Consider the following 19,699-nt stretch of genomic DNA (forward strand, 5'->3'; position numbering starts at 1 on the left):
CGTTCCTAACCTTCTAAGGGGCACAACCCGTAGACCGGCTTGAGGAGACTGACATGGACCGGACCTGGATCGAGGAGAACGCGCGCCCGCTGGGCGACACCGACGACATCGTGATGGCCGCAAGGGAAGCCTCCGTGATCGGAATCGGAGAGACGACCCGCGAGGCGGCCGAGATTGACCGGCAGAGGAACGTCCTCTTTCAGCGGCTCGTGCTAGAGGCCGGCTATCGGATACTCGTCGTCCCGGACGACGCGGGGGTCGCCGGCCGGATGGACGACTTCGCCGGGGGAAGGCGGAACGACGTCCGCGACGTGGTCAAGTCCGCATGGAAGCCCAACCAGAGCCGGTCCGTGGAGGACCTCTTGGTCTGGATCCGCGCCTTCAACGACGGGCGGCCCGAAGATCCCGTGCGCGTCAAAGGCAACAGACCGGCCACCGCCGAACCGCGCCACTACGACGAGGTCCTCGATTTCGCGCGGGACTCGGATCCGGTCGTCGCGGGCCGGTTGGAGGAACTCTACGGTGTCATTCGCACCGCACACGACACAGCCGAGCACTTGCAGATTCACCACGGGACCCATCCGGGACGGCCGTTCGCCGACCGGGCGAGGGAGGCGGTGGAACTCCTGGAAGCCCTGCCGACGCCGAGCGGGAGGAACCCCGTCCTGGACACGGCGGGCCTCATTCTCGCTTATCACGAGACTTCGGTGGCCGCGTCCTTCGACTTTCACGAGCTGTCGCGGTCCGTCGCCGAGCGCGTCATCGGCTATCGGGAGCAGAGCGGCGAGAAGATCGTCTATCTGGACGGCGTGGCGCTGACGGGCGTCATGACCGCCATGGAGACCGCGGTGAAGCCCGACGCGTACTTCCGAAGCGCGGGAAGCCGCCTGCGCGAGTGTTTCGGCGGCGGCTACCTGTCGGTTCTCATGGCGTTCGGGCACGGCACGATCCGCGGCGGCATGAGGATCCCTGTGCCTCCGGCGGACTACGCGGAGAGGGGTTTGCTGGACGCCGGCACCGACGGTCTGGCCTTGGACCTCCGGTTCGCTCCCGATGGCGGGTGGGCCGATCGCACCGCCAAGGTCAGGATCATCGCCGGTGTCTACGATCCGGCCGAGGACGCCGCGCACCGTGTGGAAGTCCGGTCGCTGAAGGAGACGGCGGACTTCCTGACCTTCGTTCCGGAGATCAGCGAAACGGAGTTCGTCCGATAGCGGGGCGGACTACCGCCCTGGCAGATAGGTCCGGCCGGTCCGAGCGGCCTCGACCGGCCCGCTGAACGCCTTCGCGGCGTCGGCGACCGCCTCTTCCTTGGTGATGAACCTGCCAACGTGGGTGAGCACGAGTCTGCCGGCGCGCACCCGCCTCGCCGTCTCCCCGGCCTGCACAGGGCTGTACAGCAGGTCCGTGTTCACGTAGCCGTCCGCCACGCACAACAGCAGGTCGCACTCCGACGCGAGCTCGGTGAACGCGTCGCAGGGGACCGTGTCGCCCGAGTAGACCAGCGACATCCCGTCCGCCTCGGCGTGGAGCCCGAAGGCGGGCATGTCGTGCTCGACGCTCCTCGTCGTCAGCGTGACCTCGCCGATCCGCGTCCGGTGGCCGTCGTGCAGCTCGTGGAACTCGTAGGCCTTTTCCACTGGGGCGGGCGTCTCTTTGTTCGTCAGAAAGTGCCTGAGCCTCTCCATGGTCCCCGGCGGGCCGTACAACGGGATCGGGTCGCGGCTGATATTGGAGAACAGCAGGCCGTAGACCAGGGTCGCCAGGTCGGCGCAGTGGTCGACGTGGAGGTGCGAGATCCAGATGGCGTCCAGGTCTTCCAGTGTCGTGTGGCGCTGCAGTTCGCCGAGTGTGCCGCTTCCGGCGTCCACCCAGATGCGGGTGTCCCTGTGGCTCAACAGGTATCCGGAGCAGGGATCGTCGGGCGCCGGGAACGGTGTGGCGGTGCCGAGGACGGTGAGGGCGAGGGCGGATTCGTGGTCTGGCATGTCCCAATGCTGCGGCCTGGAGCGAAATTCGGCAAGGAATTTGCCTGAGCTTCGGCGCCGGCTGAGGGGGTCGCAGTCGCGATCGAGTCCTCTGGTCAAGGGCCTGCAACCGCCACCGAGCCGCCCATTCGCCGAACAACTCTGGTTCGTCCACCCCGGCAAGGGGTCCCCAATTCATCGATGATCACCTATACTCTGGGGCGCCTCCCGGCGTAGGACCCCGCCGGGGATCGCCGATCGAAAGGACGGGACCCCGCCATGAAGAAGACCAGACTGTTCACCGCCCTGGGCGCGCTGGGAGTCGCCGCCGCCCTCGCGGCCCCGGCCTCCGCTGCCGAGTCCGGAGGCTACATCGTCAGCCTCGAGGACGGCGCGGCCATGGACCCGACCTCCCACGGGGCTGAGGACATCCGCCCCTACACGATCATCGACGGCTACTACGCCGAGCTGAGCCCCGCCGAGGCCGCCCGCCTGGCCGACGACCCCCGCGTGGCCGCGGTCGAGCCCGACCGGCCGATAATGCTGGAGGGCAGCGGATCCCAACCCTCGCCCCCGTGGAACCTCGACCGAGTCGACCAGCGCGGGCCGATCCTGGACGACGAGTACGTCTGGGACGGCGACGGAGAGGGCGTCGACGCCTACGTGCTCGACACCGGCGTCAACGCCGTGCACCCCACGTTCGGGGGCCGGGTCGCGCCCGGAGCAGACTTCATCGGTGACGGCGACGGCACCGAGGACTGCAACGGGCACGGGACCGCCGTCGCGGGCGTCATCGCCGGAGAGGAGTTCGGCGTCGCCAAGGCGGCCACGATCGTTCCCGTACGGGCCCTGGACTGCAACGGCGCCGGCACGCTCGCCGGAGTCATCGCGGCCGTCGAGTGGATCACCGAGAACGCCGACGGGCCCTCGGTCGCCAACCTGAGCCTGGGCGGCCCGGCCGGGCACACGGCCCTGACCGAGGCCGTTCAGAACTCGATCGCCTCGGGCGTCTCCTACACGGTCGCGGCCGGCGGCTCCAACGCCGACGCCTGCGGCTACACCCCCGCGAACATCCCGGAGGCGATCACCGTGTCCGGCACCGACACCGCCGACCGGCGCGCGAGCTTCGCCAACTGGGGCGACTGCGTGGACCTCTTCGCCCCGGCCGTGGGCATCACGGTACCGTGGGGCGACGGTGTCAACACCGTCAGCGGCACGTCCTTCGCCGCCCCGCACGCGGCTGGCGCCGTGGCGATCTACCTGTCGTGCCACCCGGAGAAGACGGCCGGCGAGGTCCACGACTGGATCGTCGACAACGCGACGGCCGGGGCCGTGCAGAACCCGCAGGGTCCTGACCGGTTCCTCTACACCCGCGTCGACACCTGCGCCTGACCGGTTCCGTCTCTCGGGCCGGCCCCGGAACTCGGGCCGGCTCCCCGGAGCAGGCCCGAGACCGCGATCAGCCGAGCACCTTCTGCAGCGGCACGAACTTGAAGTTCGTGCTCGACTCGTCCGTCCCCTCGGGAGTGTTGTCGCCGTCCTGGACGACCAGGAGGCCCTCGCGGAACGGCCCCACGGGCCCGGCGGCCACGGTCAGGCCGTCGGTGTGCTGCGCGCCGTCGGCGGCCTCGCCGTCGACGATCGCGAACGACCGCTCGAACTCACCGGAGTCGAGGCCGTAGACGGCGAAGACGTCATTGCCCTGGCTGGAGGCGAAGAGCTCGTCTCCGGCCACGGCCAGGCCCTCGACGTCGGCCGAGAGGTGCTCGCCGCCGAAACCGGGGTCCTCACCCGCGACACAGTCGTCCTCGACCGGATCGTACTCGGCCGGGACGCCGAACTCGGCCACCGTGTCGAGCAGCTCCGGCTCTTCGTCCAGGTCGGCGGGGACCTCCCAGATTCCGACCGCTTCCTGTGCGATGTAAGCGGTCTCGCCGGACTCGTCCACGGCCAGGCCCTCGGCGTGGGCGTACTCGCCGGGGTCGGTGCAGGGGCTCCACTCCGTCCCGTCGGGGAGGGTGAACTCGTCGGGCAGCGACAGCTCGGCCTCGTGCTCGTAGGAGACGCGTCCGTCCTCGTCGTCCAGTTCGAGCAGGGCCACGGCGGTCTCGTCGGCTTGTGTGACGAGGACGTAGGCGTCTCCGTCGTCGCTCCAGGCGGTGAGCCCGTAGGCGGTGTGCCGCTCGGCGACCTCTTCGGCGCTGTCCGAGAAGACCCAGTCGAGGCCCGGGGCGGACACGTCGGTGAGCAGGCCGGTCTCGCGGTCGATCTCCCAGACCGCCACCGTGTCCCGGCCGCGGTCGGAGGCGACGGCCAGGTCGACCTCGCGGTCGTCCAGCTCGAATCCGGTCACCACCGCGACGTTGTTGTAGCGGCCACCTTCTCCGGCCGGGAGGTGCTGAAGCTCCGAACCGTCCAGTCCGTAGGCGTAGAGGCCTCCCTCCTTGGCCGTCCCGTAGACGACGGAGCGGGAGGAGTCCTCGGGGTGGACCCACACGGCCGGGTCGTCGGCGTCGGCCCCGTCGGCCTCGAAGACCGGGGACGTCTCCGCCGCGGCCGAGGCCTCCAGGTGGAACGGGTCCATCGGCCCGGACTCCGCTGCCCCGGCGGCGGCCGGGGCGAGGACGACGGCGCAGGCGCAGGCCGCCATGACTGGGCGCATCATATGCAACTCCTTCTGGCACATGGGATATGACGCACCTCAGTATGTCGGCATGCCGTGAATCCACGGTGAATCCGGGACGAACACTCCTCACTCAGGGCCGCCATGCACGCTCGCAGCTCACACCGGCGCGCAACTCCCCGGCTCACGCCGGCGGCGCGCCCCGGACCCATGCCTCCCGTCAGACCAGCTTGGAGAGGTAGGCGGGGATCGCCGGGTCCTCGTCCTCGTGGAAGGCCCGGTACTCGCGGTCGGTCATCTTGCCCGCCTCGAAGAGGATCGACACGGCCGCCTCCTTGTGCTCCCGCGCCTCGGGCCTCATCCCCTCCGCCGCACGGCACTCCCCCATCCCCCAGAGGACTTCGGCGTAGTCCAGCTGTCCGGGCTTGCCGAGAGCGCGGTAGAACTCGTCGGTCTCGGAGAACAGCTCCCAGGCCTCCCCCGCCTGGCCGGCGCGGACCAGGCGGTAGGCGAGGTTGTTCTTGGCCAGGGCCGTCCGCCGGTCGTGCCCGGACTCCTCGCTCAACCGCAGGTACGACCGGGCCCGGCGCACCGCCTCGTCCGTCAGGCCGCGGGCCTCGCTCACCCGCGACCCCAGTTGCAGGATGGTGCCGAAGGCCTGGGTCATGCCCTCCCTCTCGGCCACGGGCTCGGCCAGGCGCAGGAGGATCTCCGTCTTCACGACGTCGTCGAGCTTGTAGTGGAACATCGCCATGCGCACCAGGAAGTGCGTGCGCATGCGGGCGCTGCCGTCCTCCCGGACGCAGGGGATGGCGCTGAGCATGGCCTCGGCGGCCCCGGCGAAGTCGTCGCGGTTCTTCAACGCCACGGCCAGGCCGTTGAGCACGTCGTACCGGCTGCGGGGCTCCTCGATCTCGGCCAGGCGCTCGGCGGCGCCCGACGCGATCGAGACGCCGAGGTCCTCGCGGTGGATCGGGTACGTCGCCCGCAAGGCCAGGCGCGCGAAGCGGACCGCGGACTCCGCGGGCATGTCGCGCATCTGCCGGGAGTCGAGGAGCGCCACCATGTTGTCGATCTCGCCGACGAGGTACTCGCGGGCCTCCGTCTCGTCCGCGAAAGCGTTCGCGCCGTCCTTCTTCACGTCCAGCAGCCAGGTCGAGGGGTACTCGAGGCGGACGGCGTCCTCCAGGACCGTCTCGTAGCGCTCGCGCAGCCGCTCGTAGCCCGCGGCGATCGCGTCCTCCCCGAGGCGCTTCTCGGCCTCCTCGCGGACGACGAGGCGGACCAGGTCGTGCAGGCGCCACCGGTCGCGGAACTCCTCGACCAGCTGCGCCTCGCGCAACTCTTCCAGGGCGTCCTCGACCTCCTCCTCGTCCGATCCGGCCATGGCCGCCACCGGCTCGGCGGAGAAGTCGTTGCCGGGGAAGAGGCCCGCCCACATCATGGTGCGCACCGTCGTCGACTCGCCGCCGTACTGGTCCCACAGCTCGTCCAGTCCCGCGGCCACCGACGCGCGCACGGCCAGGTCGCCCAGTTCGAGAGCCGAGAGCCGCTGGCGCTCCGACTCCAGCTTCGCCGCCAGCCGGGCCATGCCGCGAGCGCTCAGGCTGCGGCACTTGGCCCCCGCGATGCCCAGTGCCAGCGGCATTCCGGAGCAGGCCTCCTCGACGCGGCCGACGAGGTGGCCGAAGTCGGCGGCGCGGGAGGAGGCGAGGATGCTCTCCAGGAGGCGCCGGGACACGCCGGAATCCATGGGCTGCAGTGTGATCGAGCAGCAGGCGTCGAGGATGGCGAGGGGTCGGCGGCTGGTGACGAGGACGGCGCAGCGTTCGCTGCCCGGCAGGAGGTGGCGGATCTGCTCGGTGTCGGAGGCGTTGTCCAGCACCAGGAGGACGGCCTTGTCCCCCACCGCCGTCCGGAACCGCGCGGCCGTCTCCTCCAGGGCCTCGTTCTCGGAGACGGTGCCGCCCAGCGACCGGATGAGCCGCTGCAGGGCCTCGGTGGTGTCCAGAGGCTCCATTCCGGGGGTGTGGCCGCGCAGGTCTATGTACAGTTCTCCGTCGGGGAAGGCGGAGGCGATGCGGTGGGCGGCCTCGACGGCGAGCGCGGACTTGCCCATGCCGCCGGGGCCGTTGAGGAGGGCCACGCGGGCGTGGCCGTGGTGGTGGGTGAGGACTTCCTCCAGCTGTTCCAGTTCTCCGTCGCGGCCGACGAAGCCGTGGTGTTTGGCGGGGAGCTCCCGGGGGACGGGGACGGCCTGTTCCGGTTCGCCTTCGGGGGGCAGTTCCTCGCGGAGGACGGCGGTGTGGAGTTCGCGGGTCTCGGGGTCGGGGTCGACGCCCATCTCCTCGGCTAGGCGTTCGCGGTGGCCGTCGAAGACCGCCAGGGCCCGGGCCTTGTCCCCTCCGAAGTGGAGGGCCTTCATGTGGAGGCGGACGGCCTTGCCGGAGTAAGGGTTCGACTCGATGAGCCGGGAGGTGACGGTCTGGGCCTCGCGCCAGCGGGCCTTGGCGCCCAGGGCGGCGGCGACGAGGTAGCGCATCTCTTCGGCGAGTCCTTGGAGCCGTTGGGACTCGGCGCGGAACTCTTCTCCGTCGAAGGCTTCGAGGGGGTGGTCGGGGACCGTGTCGAGGAAGCGGCCGGCCTGGTCGGCGACGCCGTCGGAGTCGCCTTCCCTGGAGGCGCGCTTGGCCTTCAGCGCGTAGTGGTCCGCGGTTTCGACGTCGGTGTCGACGTCGGTGAGGGTGGAGGTGCGGTTGCGGTTGGACAGCGCCTCGAATCCGGCCTTCTTGAGCTTGCCCTTGAGGCGGGACATGAGGTTCGAGATCTGGCGTGCGACCGTCTCGGGCTGTTCTCCGGGCCAGAGGAGTTCGGAGAGGCGGTAGTGCGCTACGGGGCGTCCGCGGTGTACGGCCAGGTAGGCGAGCACTGTCGGTTCTTGGCGCCCCGACAGGGGGACTTCCTTGCCATCCACTGTGGCCGCAAATGTTCCGAGCATGCGCACATGCAGTCGCACAGTGGAATCGCCCCCTTGACAAAGTGTCGTACTTTCTCAATATAGGGAGCGCTCACAGTCGGCTCAACCCCAGGGGGTGACAGGCCCGTGGGCGGCCACGCCGCTCCACGGGCCTGAAAGGGGGAGTTGAACCTTTCGGGCGAATGCAGGGTCTACCCTAGGGCGCGGTTTCACAAATCCGTCATAAACGCGTCACGAGGGCGTACGGCCGTATAATGACGGCTCGGACCCGCCGCCGAGGGCCGCGGACAGGCTCGTGGCGACCGGTGCGCGGGCGGCGGGGTTCGTGGAGACCAGGCCTGTGGCGACCGGTCCGCGGGCGGCGAGGGGCGGCCCGCGCGTCCCTGACCGAGACCCGAACCCCGAGATGCTGGACGCCGTGTCCCACGGACGGCCCGCTCGCCCCTGGCCGAGACTCCGCGGACGGCTACCCCGTCCAGCCGGTCCGGTCCCGCTCCGGCCCTTCGCGGGCGGTGCCCTGTGAGCCGTCCCGTCTCCTTCCAACGGGCCCACACGGAGGGTTCTCTTGTGGAAAGATCGGTGCATGGACGATATAGCAGGCCTGCGAACCGCCATCTTCACCTGGATCACCGACGACCCCGATCCCGGGGGCCGTGAGGAGCTCTATCGCCTTCTGGACCGGCTTCCCGCGAGCGCCGCCGAGCTGCGGGACCGTTTTGCCGCTCCGCACTGCTTCCACGGGCCGCTGCGCGCCGGCCCCAACGGCATCAATCTGGCCACTGTCAGGGCGACGGCGGCGGCGCTGGCCAAGGAGCTGTCGGAGGACGATCTCGTCCTGGTCGGCTATGACGACCGGCCGCGCGGCTTCGACCTGGCACTGGAGGCGGCCCGGACGCTGACCGGGGCGGGCGCGCGGGCGGTCCTTTTCGGCCACCCTGTCACCTCTCCCTATGTTTCGCACGAGGCCCGGGCGAGGGACGCCGTGGCGGTCCTGATCACCGGGGGCCTGGACGACCCGTCCGTTTCGGGGGTGCGGGTGGTGAACGGCCCTTCCCTGCGGAGCCTGTCGCTCTCGGTGCAGAACCTGGGCCCGCTCACCGAGATCCCACAGGGCCCGGTCCCCCGGGTGTCCGAGCCCGAGCCGGAGGAGTACCTGGCCTCGCAAGTGCGGCTCGTGGACCCGTACGACCCGAAGATCATCCCCTTCCACTCGTCGTCGCCGCTCCTAGCCTCGGCGCTGGAGGAGGCGGGTTTCGGGCCCTTCACCGAGGCCGCTGACGCCGAGCTCCTGCTGGACCTGGCGCCGGACGGGTCGTCGTGCACCGCGAGCGTCCGGGACGACGAGGAGTGGCGGGAGCTCTCTCCGGCCGATCTCGCCCTGCTGCTGGCCGACCACTGGCGGCGCAAGGAGCGGGAGGGGTCCTACGTCTCCGACCACGGCCTCATCCGGGGCTTCTCCACGGGCGACGCCCCGGTGTACCGTTTCGCCACCGGGCCGCGCCTGCGGCACAACGCGTTCGGGTCGTCCCCGGACGGGCTGGCCGCCGCCCTGGTGCTGACGGAGGTGGCCGCGGGCATGGCCGCCCAGCTGCGCACCGTTCTCGACCGGCTGGACGAGCTGGCCGCCGAGCACGGCGTCCACCTCACCTCTCATGTGGAGTTCGACGTGCCGCCGTCGGAGTGCGACATGTACCTGCGCCGGATCGCCAAGTGCGACAAGCTTCTCGACGCGCCGGTCACCCGGTCGGCCGGGGACGGGATGCGCCTGACGGGCCCCGGATTCTCGGCGGCGTTCGAATGCGGGCCTTCGCTGTCGGTCCGGCTGGAGGTGCGCGAGGAACCCGTTCCCGACCTCCCCGTCGCGCGCGAGCGCGCCCGCGCTAGCGTGGAGGCGTTGTCGACCGAGATAACCGGGCTTCTCGGCATAGCCTAGGAAGGGAACCATGGAGGAACGCAGCAAAGAGGTCGCCCAGTTCTGGGAGGACCTGCGCATCGACCCCGTCGAGTTGGCAGTCGGCACGCGCTCGGGCTACACGCTCCGGGCTTACCGGATGTCCGACACCCTGCCCAACTGGAAGGGGAACCTCTCCGACCCTCCCGTGTCCGACGACCCGGAGTCCACTGACAACCCGGACCCGGACGAGATGGACTTCGACGCCAATGACGCCGAGCCGGAGGAGGTTCCGGTGATGCTGGCGCGCAAGGGCAAGCTGCTGGTGTTCGAGGACCCCGAGGACCTGGTGAAGTACGTCCGGGAGAACGACGACTCGGAGCTGGCCTGGTTGGAGGAGTACGGGAAGCTCCAGGAGGACCTGGAGGCCTCGCATGTGGAGGCCGACGAGGCCGACGTGTACGACCTGTCCTCCATCGTCCCCGACCTGCGCCAGGGCACGTGGAACCACGAGGAGCTCATCGCCGCCGGCGAGATCGCTCGGGACGTCGCCTACGTCTGCGACCTGGAGGGCGTCTCCGACGCGCTGGACCCCGGTTCGCCGCTCGACCAGCTCGACAACCATCTGCGCGACAGTGTGGAGGGCGGGCTGAAGGCCGTGCGCGCCAACCGGAAGATCAAGAAGGCCTCCACCGAGCAGACCGCCATCGCCTGGCGTTCGGTCGTCGGGAAGATGGGAGAGGCCGTCGACTGGCGCTGAGCCCGTCTGGAATCCGACTTCCCCGACCGCCGAGGGCCCTGCGCCCCGGCGGTTCTCCTTTGCCCGGCGAAAGGCGTTCCACCCCGGGGAAATCATCGAAAATTTGTTCGAAACAGGCCTTGCGACAAGGGAAAATGTCGCCGCCATGCCCTATAATAAAGAGATAAGGACCGACTTGTCGCCGGTCCTTCACCAGGCACTCCGGCGCGTCCGCTCGCCTTCCACAACTCGCGGGCCGCCTTCGATGGAGTGCCCCAGGCCAAGCGCTGACCCAGGAGGTTCACCTTAGCATGAGCAACACCGGAGCCCCGTACACCGGATCGGACACCGCACACGACGACCTTCCCGTCGACACCTCCCCGTTCGAGCAGGCCCGCCATCGGGACCCCGACGGGGACTACTGGCTCGCCTCCGAGCTGCTGCCCCTCCTCGGGGCGGACCCGTCCTCGCCGGAGCCCGTCTCCCGGGCGATGATCTCCTGCCAGGCCTCGGGCGTGAACTCGCTCGACCACTTCAAGGAGGTCGGCACGAACCCGCTCTTCGACGAGGCCGTGCCGGACGACGCGCCGGAGGGCCTCCCCTCCCGCACCCGCGACAGGGACGTCCGCCTGACCCGCTACGCCGCCTATCTGGTGGCCATGAACGGCGATCCGCGCCGCCGCGAGGTCGCCTCGGCGCAGGCGTACTTCACCACCGCCACCCAGGCGTCGGAGACTCCGTACGCCGGGCAGATCCCCAAGTCCTTCTCCGAGGCCCTGGAGCTGGCCGCCCGCCAGGCCCGGGGGCTGGAGAAGCAGGGCCTGCACATGGACCGGCTCGAGCCGGCCGCCCGCGCCTGGGACTCCCTGGCGTCCACGCGGGGCGACGTGGCGGTGGGCGACGCCGCCAAGATCCTCTCGCGGGACAGGCGGATCCTCATCGGCCAGCACCGGCTGTTCGCCGCGCTGGAGCGGTTCGGGTGGATCTACCGTTCGCAGGAGGAGGACCACGCCTGGCGCGCCTACCAGTCGGCCGTGGACAACGGCCGGCTCGTGGAGCGGGTCCGGTCCTTCGAGCACCCCGTCTCCGGGGAGCGGATCATCGCCGCGCCGCAGATCCGCGTGACGCCCAAGGGGCTGGCCGATCTGCGGACGAAGCTCGCAAGGCGCCGTCCCAGGCTGCCGCACCAGCGGGCCGCGTGAGGGACCTGGGCGAGCAGTAGTCCGAGCGAGGGAACGCGGGGAGCAGTAGTCCGCGCAAGGGGGAGCGGGGAACGTTAGTCCGAGCGAGAGGTCGCGGGGAGCGTTAGTCCGCGGAATTCCGGTCGGCGCGCCGTTCGCAACGCGCGCCGGCCGGCGGCCCCGTCCACCGACGGTGCCGCGGCCCCGGCAGGGGGCAGCCTGGCGGACTTTCCGCTCTGATCGGTCCTCGGGCCCCGCCTTCGGACCCTTCCGAGGCGCAGGGGCCGCCTACGAGGCCGACGTCGTCACCGGGCGGGCGCGGACTCACCCGTCCTCGCACACCCGCACCGTCCGCCGGCACAGCGCCGATCGTCCGTCCGTCCGCGCAAGCCGCACGAACGCCGCGCGCACGGAAACGGCCAGGACCGGGCGTAGACGGATGTAGTGTCCACCGTGCGCACACTGCGCGCACGGCCTCGCGTTGGCTGGCGTCGGCGGCGATGCTGTACCCACCGCGCGAACGCGGCGCGCTCGAAAACGGCGAGAGGCGGCGGGCCCACCGGCCCGCCGCCTCTCGCCGACGCTCGTCGCGCTTTCTCTGCTTCTCTTCTCGTCCTAGACGCCGACGGTGCGGGTGCGGCGCATGGAGAGGACGAATTCCACCAATTTGATGAGGACCTGCTTGGTCGACTCCCTGTTGCGGGCGTCGGTGTACATGATCGGCACGTCCGGGGAGACCTGGAGGGCCTCGCGGATGTCCTCCAGGTCGTGCAGCTGCTTTCCGTCAAAGCAGTTGACGGCCACCACGTAGGGCAGTTTGCGGTGCTCGAAGAAGTCCACGACGGAGAAGCAGTCGGCCAGGCGGCGGGTGTCGACCAGGACCACGGCGCCGATGGCACCGCGGACCAGCTCGTCCCACATGAACCAGAAGCGGTTCTGGCCGGGTGTTCCGAAGAGGTACAGAATCAGTTCGGAGTCGATCGTGATACGACCGAAGTCCATGGCGACTGTCGTCGTCGCCTTGTCCGGCACCAGGTTGTTGTCGTCGACTCCTTCGGAGGCCGACGTCATGATCGCCTCGGTGGTCAGCGGGGTGATCTCGGAGACGGAACCCACCAGGGTGGTCTTTCCGACTCCGAATCCGCCGGCCACTACGATCTTGGCGCTGGTGACGCGGGAGTTGTTCGCGGGAGCGTTCATTTAGTTACTACAGCCTCCTGAGTCCTGAGAGCACGCGCTCAAGAAGGTCGGTTCCGACGCCGCCGTCGGCGGAGTCCTGAGAGAAAGCGGTCGGTTCGTGCACGGCCAGCAGGCCGCTGGCGGCCATGTCGGCCACGAGCACGCGGGCAACCCCGATCGGCACTTCCATGCGGGCGGCGATTTCGGCAAGCGACTGGAGCCCGCCTCCGCACAGGTGGGCTATCGCTTGTTGTTCTCTGCCACCGAGGAATTCACCGGAGCGACCACGCATGGTCGTCTCAATGAGGGCTTCCAAGGCGATTTCCAGTTGCGGTCGTGTACGGCCTCGCGTCACCGCGTAGGGCCGCACGAGCGAGCCGGTAGGCTCCTCTCCACCACCGAAGACCATTGTTTACCTCCAACCGCTGCCCCTCGGTTCCCGCCGTTGAAGACTCTGGCAGGGGTGTCCGGGATTTGCAGTCCGTTGTTCGTCAACCACAAAATGGTATTTACTTCTAGCTAATTTGTATCAAACGTGTGAGTTTGATTCTCGGGCTGGTCCTGAGACCGCCGGGGTGCGGTCTCCGTCCCCCGGGGCGGTTCCCGCAGGATATCGCCCCTCTATGGTGCGTCACGCCTGATTCGTTGCGTCGCACCGGGGGTGCGCCGGGCACGAGAGTGCGGCTCCTCCTTCTAGCGGCGGTTCGGCGTCAGCGCCTGGCCGACTCGGTCGACCAGCAGGGCCATCTCGTAGCCCACCTGGCCGACGTCGCAGTTCTTAGACGCCAGAACCGCGAACGAGGATCCATCGCTGATGGACATGAGGAAGAGGAATCCGTGGTCCATCTCCACAACGGTCTGGAGGACCGCCCCGCCCTCGAAGCAGCGCGAGGCGCCCTGGGTGAGCGAGACGAGGCCCGAAGTGACGGCGGAGAGCTGGTCGGCCCGGTCCCGGGGAAGGTCGCGAGAAGAGGCCAACAGGAGTCCGTCCGCCGAGACGGCGACGGCGTGCGCGACGCCGGGCACCCGTTCGGCGAATCCGGCCAGCAGCCACCCCAAGTCCTGGGGCGTCGTTCCAGCAGTGCTCATGTATGTGTGCTCCTTAATTGGGACCTAGTTGTCACTGCCCCGGCCGCGCTGCACGCCGCGGTGGTAGGCGCTCAGCAGGCCACGGATTCCTTCGGGGTTGCGCTTCTGGGCACTGACAGTCTCTTGCGGTTCAGTGACACCGCCGGGCAGCAGTTTCGCGCCGGGCCGGCGCTTGGGCAGCCCGTTGGTCGTCTCGTCGTCTTCCTCGGTCGACAGGGCCGAGTCGACGCGCTCCCAGGCGCTGTCAGCGGCCGTACGCCAAGAGTAGGCGTCGTCCGAGACGTCCGCCGCGCCCTGGGACCCTCCGATCCGGCGCCGGTGGACCTCCTCCGGGGCGGAGGCCTCCTCTGGCGCCCCTTGGGAGTCGGCGGCGGGTTCCGGGTCGCCCGCGGCGCCGCTCAGCCAAGGCTGGGACATGTCTTCCCCACTCGTGGTCGTAGTCTTCTCGTCCACCTCGACTCTATCCGAGTCGGACTCACCCTGTGAAGTCCCGGCCTCCTCACCCGAGGGAAGCGACTCGGGCAGGCCCTTGACCGCTTCGGTCTCGGCCGGCTGCGGCGCCGGAGTGGTGGCCTTGAACCAGGCCGACTCGGCCTCGCGGAAGATGGGGAGCTCGGTGGTCTCGTCGATCGCGGAGATGCGGCCGCCGGCCTCGCGGGGCTCGTTGGTGCCCGTGTTCGAGGCGGTGTCCATCCACGACGGCGGCGCCGGCTCGGGCGCGGCCTCCAGCTGGATCTTCGGCAGGGCGATGTTCTCCGAGGCGACGATCTCGCCGGTGACCTCCATGGGGCGCTCCTCGCCCTCCGGGGTCGGCTCGGACATGCCGCCGGGGCGGAACATCATGCCCGGGTCCACCGGGGGCTCTGCGGGCACCTGCGGCTCGCGCTGGGCCGGAATGCCCTGCGTCTGGCCGCCCAGGCCCTGGGAGCCGTAGGAGTCGGAGCTGACCGAGTGGTTCCCGAAGCCCGCGTTCATCGGCGGGGACACCGGGGCCGGCTGGGAGCCGAACATGCCCGCGGGCGTGTCCGGGATGGCCGGGATGTTGCCGGTGTTCTCCAGCGGGCGCTGGCGCAACTTCGGCTCGGTGAGGATCGACTCGGGGACGATGACCTCGGCGATGATGCCGCGCTCGGCGCCGGCGTGGAGGCTGACCTTGATGCCGTGGCGCTGCGCCAGGCGCGCGACCACGACGAGGCCCATCATCCTCGACGTCGTGATGTCCACCGAGCCGGTGTCGGTCGACAGCTGCTCGTTGATTTGCTCGATCTGGTTCTCCGACATGCCGATGCCGGAGTCGATCACCCTCACGCGGATCGCGTCGCCGGGCGTGGGGCCGTTGACCTTGGTCGGGACGGCCTCCGCCAGGACCTGCGAGTCGGGCGGGGAGAAGGAGGTGGCGTTGTCCATCAGCTCGGCGACGAGGTGGACGACGTCGTTGACCGCCGCGGGCTTCACGTCGCGGTCGCCGTGGCACTGGCCGAACTCGATCCTCGTGTAGTGCTCGACCTCGGACTGCGAGGCCTGGAGGATGTCGCCGATCTCCGCCGGGTGGCGCTCCTGGCGTGAGGAGTCGGCCCCGGCCAGAACCAGGAGGTTCTCGTCGTTGCGGCGCATTCGGGTCGCCAGGTGGTCGAGCTTGAACAGCTCGGCGAGGCGGTCCGGGTCCTCTTCACCGCGCTCCAGCTCGTCGAGGTGGCCGATGAGGCGGTCGACGAGGCCCTGGGAGCGGCGGGCGAGGTTGATGAACATGGTCGAGACGTTGGACCGCAGGGCGGCCTGCTCGGCCGAGATGCGGATCGCCTCGGTGTGGACGATGTTGAACGCCTGGGCGACGTTGCCGATCTCGTCGCGCTGGTCGATGTCGATGGCCTTGCCGGCCTCGTTGGCGACCTCCTCGGGGGTCCGGTTGCCCAGGCCCTCCTGGCTCCTCATCTGGGCCACCGCCTGCGGGAGGCTCACGTGCGCCACGTCCAGCGCGCCCTCGCGCAGGCGCTTCAGGCCGGTGGCCATGTTGCGGGCGATGATCAGGGCGACCAGGGTCGCGATGATGAGCGCGACGAGGATGACGATGGTCTCCAGCAGCAGCTGGAAGATCTGCGACTGGAGGTTGCCCTCCGCCTGGGTCTGGGTGTCTTGGGAGACCGACTCGATGAAGGCCGCGCCGCCCTCCAGGATGGCGTCGTACGAGGCCAGGAGGTCGGCGGAGACGTTCAGCTGGGTCTCGGTCGTGGCGGCCTTGGTGTCGGACTCGAAGTCGAGCGCGGTCTTGGCGGCGTCGGTCTCGAGGCCGTTCTCACCGAAGTAGAAGTCCTGCTGCTCCTGGCGGTCGGCCAGACGCTGGAAGTCCTCCTGCGCCTTCTCCCTCTCGTTGGCGCGCACCGCGAAGTCGCGGGCTCGGCCGTTGTTGGGGAAGGTGTTCTTGTCGCCGACGTTGATCGCCATCGACCGCTCTTCCTCGGTCTGCTCGAGGATGTCGGTCACGGACGCCATGACCTGCAGCTGGCGGGCGATCTCGGCGTCGGTGACGATGCGCGCCGAGACGTCGGTGATGGTCACCAGCGAGGTGATGACGTTCTGGTAGACGCGGGAGGTCGACGCGATCGAGGTCGTCTTGGGCTGTTCGATGGCCCGGTCGCGGACGCGGTTGATCGTCTCCAGGGAGTCGGTGACCAGCTGGATGCGCCGTTCGATCTCGCCGTTGGCCAGCGCCAGGTTCTGTCCGGCCTCGCGGAAGTCCTCGAGCGACTCGTCCGAGACGGTGACGAGCTCTTCGATCGCCTCGGCGGTGTAGTCGTCCGGGTTCAGCTCGCGGATCGACCCCTTGACGGTGTTCGCGCGGATGAACGTGACGAGCTCGGAGCGCTCCTTCTGGAGGTTGTACCGCAGTTCCGCGGTGATGTCGTTGAACTCCACCAGGTTGACCATGTCGTCGGCGGCGACGGCCTTGTTCGTGAGGTCGTACAGGCGGAGCGAGGCGACGGCTACGAGGACGATCAGCGGGATCAGCAGGATCAGGCCCAGTTTGGACCTGATTCTCATATCCGAGATGCGCGGGAAGCCGAGGGCTCCCCGCTTCACCGCTGAAGCCTTGCGACTTGAGCTGCGTTTACTCACCTGTACTGCCTCCTGGGGCGGTCTCAATCGTCTGGGCAGAGCCGGGTCGCACGACTGCTGTTTCCAGGGGTTCCCTTGGGGCACTAGGAGGCTCGCCCTCGCTCTTCAGAAGGGCATCGAGGACGCTCCAGTGGCGGGAACCCTGCAAATTCCATCATGACCAAGGTTCCTGACTTTAACCAGGGGCGCTCAGAAGTTCGATCAGCCTCTCGGATCCGAACACAGGGGGTAAGGAAACCACCGTAAAACTATGCAAAACCGGCATTAAAATACTCTGTATTCAACCGTTCGCCGTCAAACTCAATCCCTTTGGCGGAGCGTTGATCTCCCCCGAACAGGCAGCCATATCGATACTGCACTATCCCTCATCACTCCCTGTCAGGTCTCGGAGCGATACCAGTCTGGTCACGATCAAACAACGTTCGCGCTACCCCTCTTTCCAGGGGAAATCGCGTGTCAGACCCGACATCCCCGCGCACAGGCCTCAAGTCCGGATTCACCCGCACAGAGAATGAGTGTGACCTGAGTAGCGCGATAAATTACTCATGGGTAACATATAGTCTGAGCAACAGACACCACCGCCCTATATCAACCCAAGGGAGGACGTCAATGGGAGCCGTCCAGATCGTCACAGCGCTGATAGCGTTCGCCTACACAGGCGTCGCCATCTGGCTGTTCGCCCGCGCCTGCGTCGACATGCTGGCGACAGTTCGCCTCGGGCAGAAAGAGGACCGCAGCGACGACAAGAAGGCCCGGTGGACAACCCTGGCCCGGGAGACCCTGGGTCACACCAGGATGCTCCAGTGGAGCCTGGTCGGAGCGGCCCACTGGGTCGTCTTCATCGGCTTCTTCTCGCTCTTCCCGATCCTCTTGACCGCCTATTTCGAGGTCCTCAACCCCCACTGGACGCTGCCGCTCGTCGGCCACTGGGGCGTATGGATGATGGCCAGCGAGTTCATCGCGGTCCTCACCGGCCTGGGGATCATCACCCTCTTCACCATCCGCATGCTGAACCAGCCCTCCAATAAGAAGGTGCCGCCCGAAGGCGAGGCCTCCGAGGCAGGTCAGCGCAAATCGCGGTCCCGATTCGAGAACTCCACCCAGTGGCAGGCGTTCTACATCGAGGCGACCATCTTCCTCATCGTCGCCTGCTACTTCGGGATCCGCTCGCTCGAGTTCGCCGCCGGCGCCACCGACAAGACCTGGGCCTCCCCGATCTCCTCGGCGCTGTCCGGCCTCTACGGCGGGCTCTCCGAGTCCGGCGCCCTCACCGGCATCACCCTGATCGCCGGGTTCAAGATCCTCGTGTCGTGGACCTTCTTCCTCATCATCGCCCTCAACCCGACGATGGGCATCGGCTGGCACCGCATCACGGCGTTCTTCAACATCTACTTCAAGCGCAACGCCACCGGCGAGGTCGCGCTCGGCCCGGCCAAGCCGATGCTCGCCGACGGACGGCCCATCGACTTCGAGAAGGACGACCCCGAAGAGACGCCCTTCGGCGTCGGCGTCCTCACCGACTTCACCTGGAAGGGCCTCCTCGACTTCTCCACCTGCACCGAGTGCGGCCGCTGCCAGTCGCAGTGCCCCGCCTGGAACACGGGCAAGCCGCTCTCGCCCAAGAAGCTCGTCACCGACCTGCGCGACCACCTCTACCAGGAGGCCCCGTACCTCAAGGCCGCCGCCGCGAAGGGCGAGACGCACGAGACGACCCAGATCATCGGGTCGATCATCGACCCCGACGTCCTCTGGTCCTGCACCACCTGCGGCGCCTGCGTCGAGCAGTGCCCCGTCGACATCGAGCACGTCGACACCATCCTCGACCTGCGCCGCTTCCAGACCATGATGGAGTCGGACTTCCCCGAAGAGGGGCAGACGATGATGCGCAACCTCGAGAACAAGGGCAACCCCTGGGGCGAGGCGCCGAACAAGCGCCTCGACTGGGCCAAGGAGCTCGAGTTCGAGGTGCCGCTCGCCGAAGAGGGCGGGGACTGGGAGTACCTCTACTGGGTCGGCTGCGCCGGCGCCTACGACCCGAAGGCGCAGAAGACCGCTCGCGCCGTCGCCACGCTGCTGCACACCGCGGGCGTCAAGTTCGCCGTCCTCGGCGAGGCCGAGACCTGCACCGGCGACTCCGCCCGCCGCATCGGGCACGAGTTCATGTACCAGATGTTGGCCGAGCAGAACATCGAGACGCTCAACGAGGTCAAGGCCACGAAGATCATCGCGACCTGCCCGCACTGCCTCAACACCATCGGCAACGAGTACGAGGATCTGGGCGGCTCCTACGAGGTCGTCCACCACACCCAGCTGCTCGCCCAGCTCGTCTCCGAAGGCAAGCTCAAGCAGCTCGAGCAGAAGGACGTCACCTGGCACGACCCCTGCTACCTGGGTCGCCACAACCGCGTCTTCACGCCGCCGCGCGAGCTGATCGGCGACGACAACCTGACCGAGATGCCCCGCAGCGGCACCGAGTCGTTCTGCTGCGGCGCCGGCGGCGGCCGGATGTGGCTCGAAGAGCCCATCGGTAAGCGCGTCAACCGCGAGCGGGCCGACGAGGCCATCGGCACCGGCGCCAAGACCGTCGCCGTCGGCTGCCCGTTCTGCTCGACCATGCTCCGTGACGGCGTCGCCGACGCCGGCAAGGAGGACGACGTCGAGGTCGTGGACGTCGCCCAGCTGCTGGCCCGCCAGCAGAACTAGGCGTCCCGCCGCTCTGTCTCCAGGGCCGTGCTCCTACGGGAGCGCGGCCCTTTCTCTATGCCCTCGTCGCCCCCGGGGCCACCGGCTTAGCCCTGGTTCACCGCCTTCGCCCCGGTCGCTCTGGCACCCGCATCGCCCCGAGCTACTGACTTAGCTCCGGTCACCCTGGCGCCCAAAGATATTGAAGTAGACCGCCTGCACTATCATTGGCGAGTTCCGACGCCCCCGAAGGGACC

The 19,699-nt window shown here is 68.7% G+C and carries 13 protein-coding genes; 6 read left to right on the forward strand and 7 right to left on the reverse strand.

Annotation, left to right across the window (positions count from 1 at the left end; translation table 11 throughout):
• The first annotated feature begins 53 nt into the window (after positions 1-53).
• Positions 54-1,214 carry an erythromycin esterase family protein gene (locus ACFTE1_RS18295; RefSeq protein WP_380623720.1) on the forward strand — a complete coding sequence of 387 codons (1,161 nt, stop codon included), beginning with the start codon at positions 54-56 and terminating at the stop codon, positions 1,212-1,214.
• 9 nt (positions 1,215-1,223) lie between these two features.
• On the opposite strand, the gene ACFTE1_RS18300 is transcribed toward ACFTE1_RS18295, so the two are convergent.
• On the reverse strand, positions 1,224-1,988 hold the full coding sequence (locus tag ACFTE1_RS18300; RefSeq protein WP_380623718.1) for an MBL fold metallo-hydrolase: 765 nt from the start codon (positions 1,986-1,988) through the stop codon (positions 1,224-1,226).
• 258 nt (positions 1,989-2,246) lie between these two features.
• On the opposite strand from ACFTE1_RS18300, the gene ACFTE1_RS18305 reads away from it, so the two are divergent.
• A complete protein-coding gene (locus ACFTE1_RS18305) occupies positions 2,247-3,359 on the forward strand; it encodes a S8 family peptidase (protein ID WP_380623716.1) in 1,113 nt (370 codons plus the stop codon).
• Between the two features lie 67 nt (positions 3,360-3,426).
• Here the strand turns inward: ACFTE1_RS18305 and ACFTE1_RS18310 are convergent, their stop codons facing one another.
• Entirely contained in the window at positions 3,427-4,632 is a 1,206-nt protein-coding gene (locus ACFTE1_RS18310) for a phytase (protein WP_380623714.1), read from the reverse strand.
• A 178-nt stretch (positions 4,633-4,810) separates the two neighbouring features.
• Positions 4,811-7,588, reverse strand: coding sequence for an AfsR/SARP family transcriptional regulator (locus ACFTE1_RS18315; protein ID WP_380623712.1), 2,778 nt, complete (start codon positions 7,586-7,588; stop codon positions 4,811-4,813).
• 562 nt (positions 7,589-8,150) lie between these two features.
• Here ACFTE1_RS18315 and ACFTE1_RS18320 point away from each other — a divergent pair.
• The 3 genes from ACFTE1_RS18320 to ACFTE1_RS18330 all read left to right on the forward strand — a co-directional run bounded on the left by ACFTE1_RS18320 (position 8,151) and on the right by ACFTE1_RS18330 (position 11,399).
• Positions 8,151-9,500 (forward strand): hypothetical protein, encoded by a 1,350-nt coding sequence (locus ACFTE1_RS18320; protein WP_380623710.1) that lies wholly within the window; start codon positions 8,151-8,153, stop codon positions 9,498-9,500.
• Positions 9,501-9,510: 10 nt separating this feature from the next.
• Complete coding sequence (locus ACFTE1_RS18325) at positions 9,511-10,218, forward strand: hypothetical protein (protein ID WP_380623708.1); 708 nt, start codon at positions 9,511-9,513, stop codon at positions 10,216-10,218.
• A 290-nt stretch (positions 10,219-10,508) separates the two neighbouring features.
• Positions 10,509-11,399 carry a phage antirepressor KilAC domain-containing protein gene (locus ACFTE1_RS18330; RefSeq protein ID WP_380623706.1) on the forward strand — a complete coding sequence of 297 codons (891 nt, stop codon included), beginning with the start codon at positions 10,509-10,511 and terminating at the stop codon, positions 11,397-11,399.
• A 594-nt stretch (positions 11,400-11,993) separates the two neighbouring features.
• Here ACFTE1_RS18330 and ACFTE1_RS18335 read toward each other — a convergent pair.
• The 4 genes from ACFTE1_RS18335 to ACFTE1_RS18350 all read right to left on the reverse strand — a co-directional run bounded on the left by ACFTE1_RS18335 (position 11,994) and on the right by ACFTE1_RS18350 (position 16,685).
• Entirely contained in the window at positions 11,994-12,578 is a 585-nt protein-coding gene (locus ACFTE1_RS18335) for a GTP-binding protein (RefSeq protein ID WP_380623704.1), read from the reverse strand.
• A gap of 7 nt (positions 12,579-12,585) precedes the next feature.
• Entirely contained in the window at positions 12,586-12,966 is a 381-nt protein-coding gene (locus ACFTE1_RS18340) for a DUF742 domain-containing protein (RefSeq protein WP_380623702.1), read from the reverse strand.
• 284 nt (positions 12,967-13,250) lie between these two features.
• The gene (locus ACFTE1_RS18345; protein WP_380623700.1) at positions 13,251-13,646 is read right to left on the reverse strand and encodes a roadblock/LC7 domain-containing protein; all 396 of its coding nucleotides are present in this window, start codon (positions 13,644-13,646) and stop codon (positions 13,251-13,253) included.
• A 24-nt stretch (positions 13,647-13,670) separates the two neighbouring features.
• Positions 13,671-16,685: a sensor histidine kinase gene (locus tag ACFTE1_RS18350; RefSeq protein WP_380623698.1), complete on the reverse strand. Its 3,015-nt coding sequence runs from the start codon at positions 16,683-16,685 to the stop codon at positions 13,671-13,673.
• A gap of 684 nt (positions 16,686-17,369) precedes the next feature.
• Between ACFTE1_RS18350 and ACFTE1_RS18355 the strand changes: the two genes are divergently transcribed.
• Entirely contained in the window at positions 17,370-19,463 is a 2,094-nt protein-coding gene (locus ACFTE1_RS18355; protein ID WP_380623696.1) for a (Fe-S)-binding protein, read from the forward strand.
• Positions 19,464-19,699 lie beyond the last annotated feature (236 nt).

This window comes from Salininema proteolyticum (assembly GCF_042685645.1).
Taxonomy (GTDB): Bacteria; Actinomycetota; Actinomycetes; order Mycobacteriales; family Micromonosporaceae; genus Salininema; species Salininema proteolyticum.

Bases quoted from the DNA above. Each gene is read 5' to 3' on its own strand.
- ACFTE1_RS18295 (WP_380623720.1), top strand. From the start codon at position 54: ATGGACCGGACCTGGATCGAGGAGAACGCGCGCCCGCTGGGCGACACC.
- ACFTE1_RS18300 (WP_380623718.1), bottom strand. From the start codon at position 1,988: ATGCCAGACCACGAATCCGCCCTCGCCCTCACCGTCCTCGGCACCGCC.
- ACFTE1_RS18305 (WP_380623716.1), top strand. From the start codon at position 2,247: ATGAAGAAGACCAGACTGTTCACCGCCCTGGGCGCGCTGGGAGTCGCC.
- ACFTE1_RS18310 (WP_380623714.1), bottom strand. From the start codon at position 4,632: ATGATGCGCCCAGTCATGGCGGCCTGCGCCTGCGCCGTCGTCCTCGCC.
- ACFTE1_RS18315 (WP_380623712.1), bottom strand. From the start codon at position 7,588: ATGCTCGGAACATTTGCGGCCACAGTGGATGGCAAGGAAGTCCCCCTG.
- ACFTE1_RS18320 (WP_380623710.1), top strand. From the start codon at position 8,151: ATGGACGATATAGCAGGCCTGCGAACCGCCATCTTCACCTGGATCACC.
- ACFTE1_RS18325 (WP_380623708.1), top strand. From the start codon at position 9,511: ATGGAGGAACGCAGCAAAGAGGTCGCCCAGTTCTGGGAGGACCTGCGC.
- ACFTE1_RS18330 (WP_380623706.1), top strand. From the start codon at position 10,509: ATGAGCAACACCGGAGCCCCGTACACCGGATCGGACACCGCACACGAC.
- ACFTE1_RS18335 (WP_380623704.1), bottom strand. From the start codon at position 12,578: ATGAACGCTCCCGCGAACAACTCCCGCGTCACCAGCGCCAAGATCGTA.
- ACFTE1_RS18340 (WP_380623702.1), bottom strand. From the start codon at position 12,966: ATGGTCTTCGGTGGTGGAGAGGAGCCTACCGGCTCGCTCGTGCGGCCC.
- ACFTE1_RS18345 (WP_380623700.1), bottom strand. From the start codon at position 13,646: ATGAGCACTGCTGGAACGACGCCCCAGGACTTGGGGTGGCTGCTGGCC.
- ACFTE1_RS18350 (WP_380623698.1), bottom strand. From the start codon at position 16,685: ATGAGAATCAGGTCCAAACTGGGCCTGATCCTGCTGATCCCGCTGATC.
- ACFTE1_RS18355 (WP_380623696.1), top strand. From the start codon at position 17,370: ATGGGAGCCGTCCAGATCGTCACAGCGCTGATAGCGTTCGCCTACACA.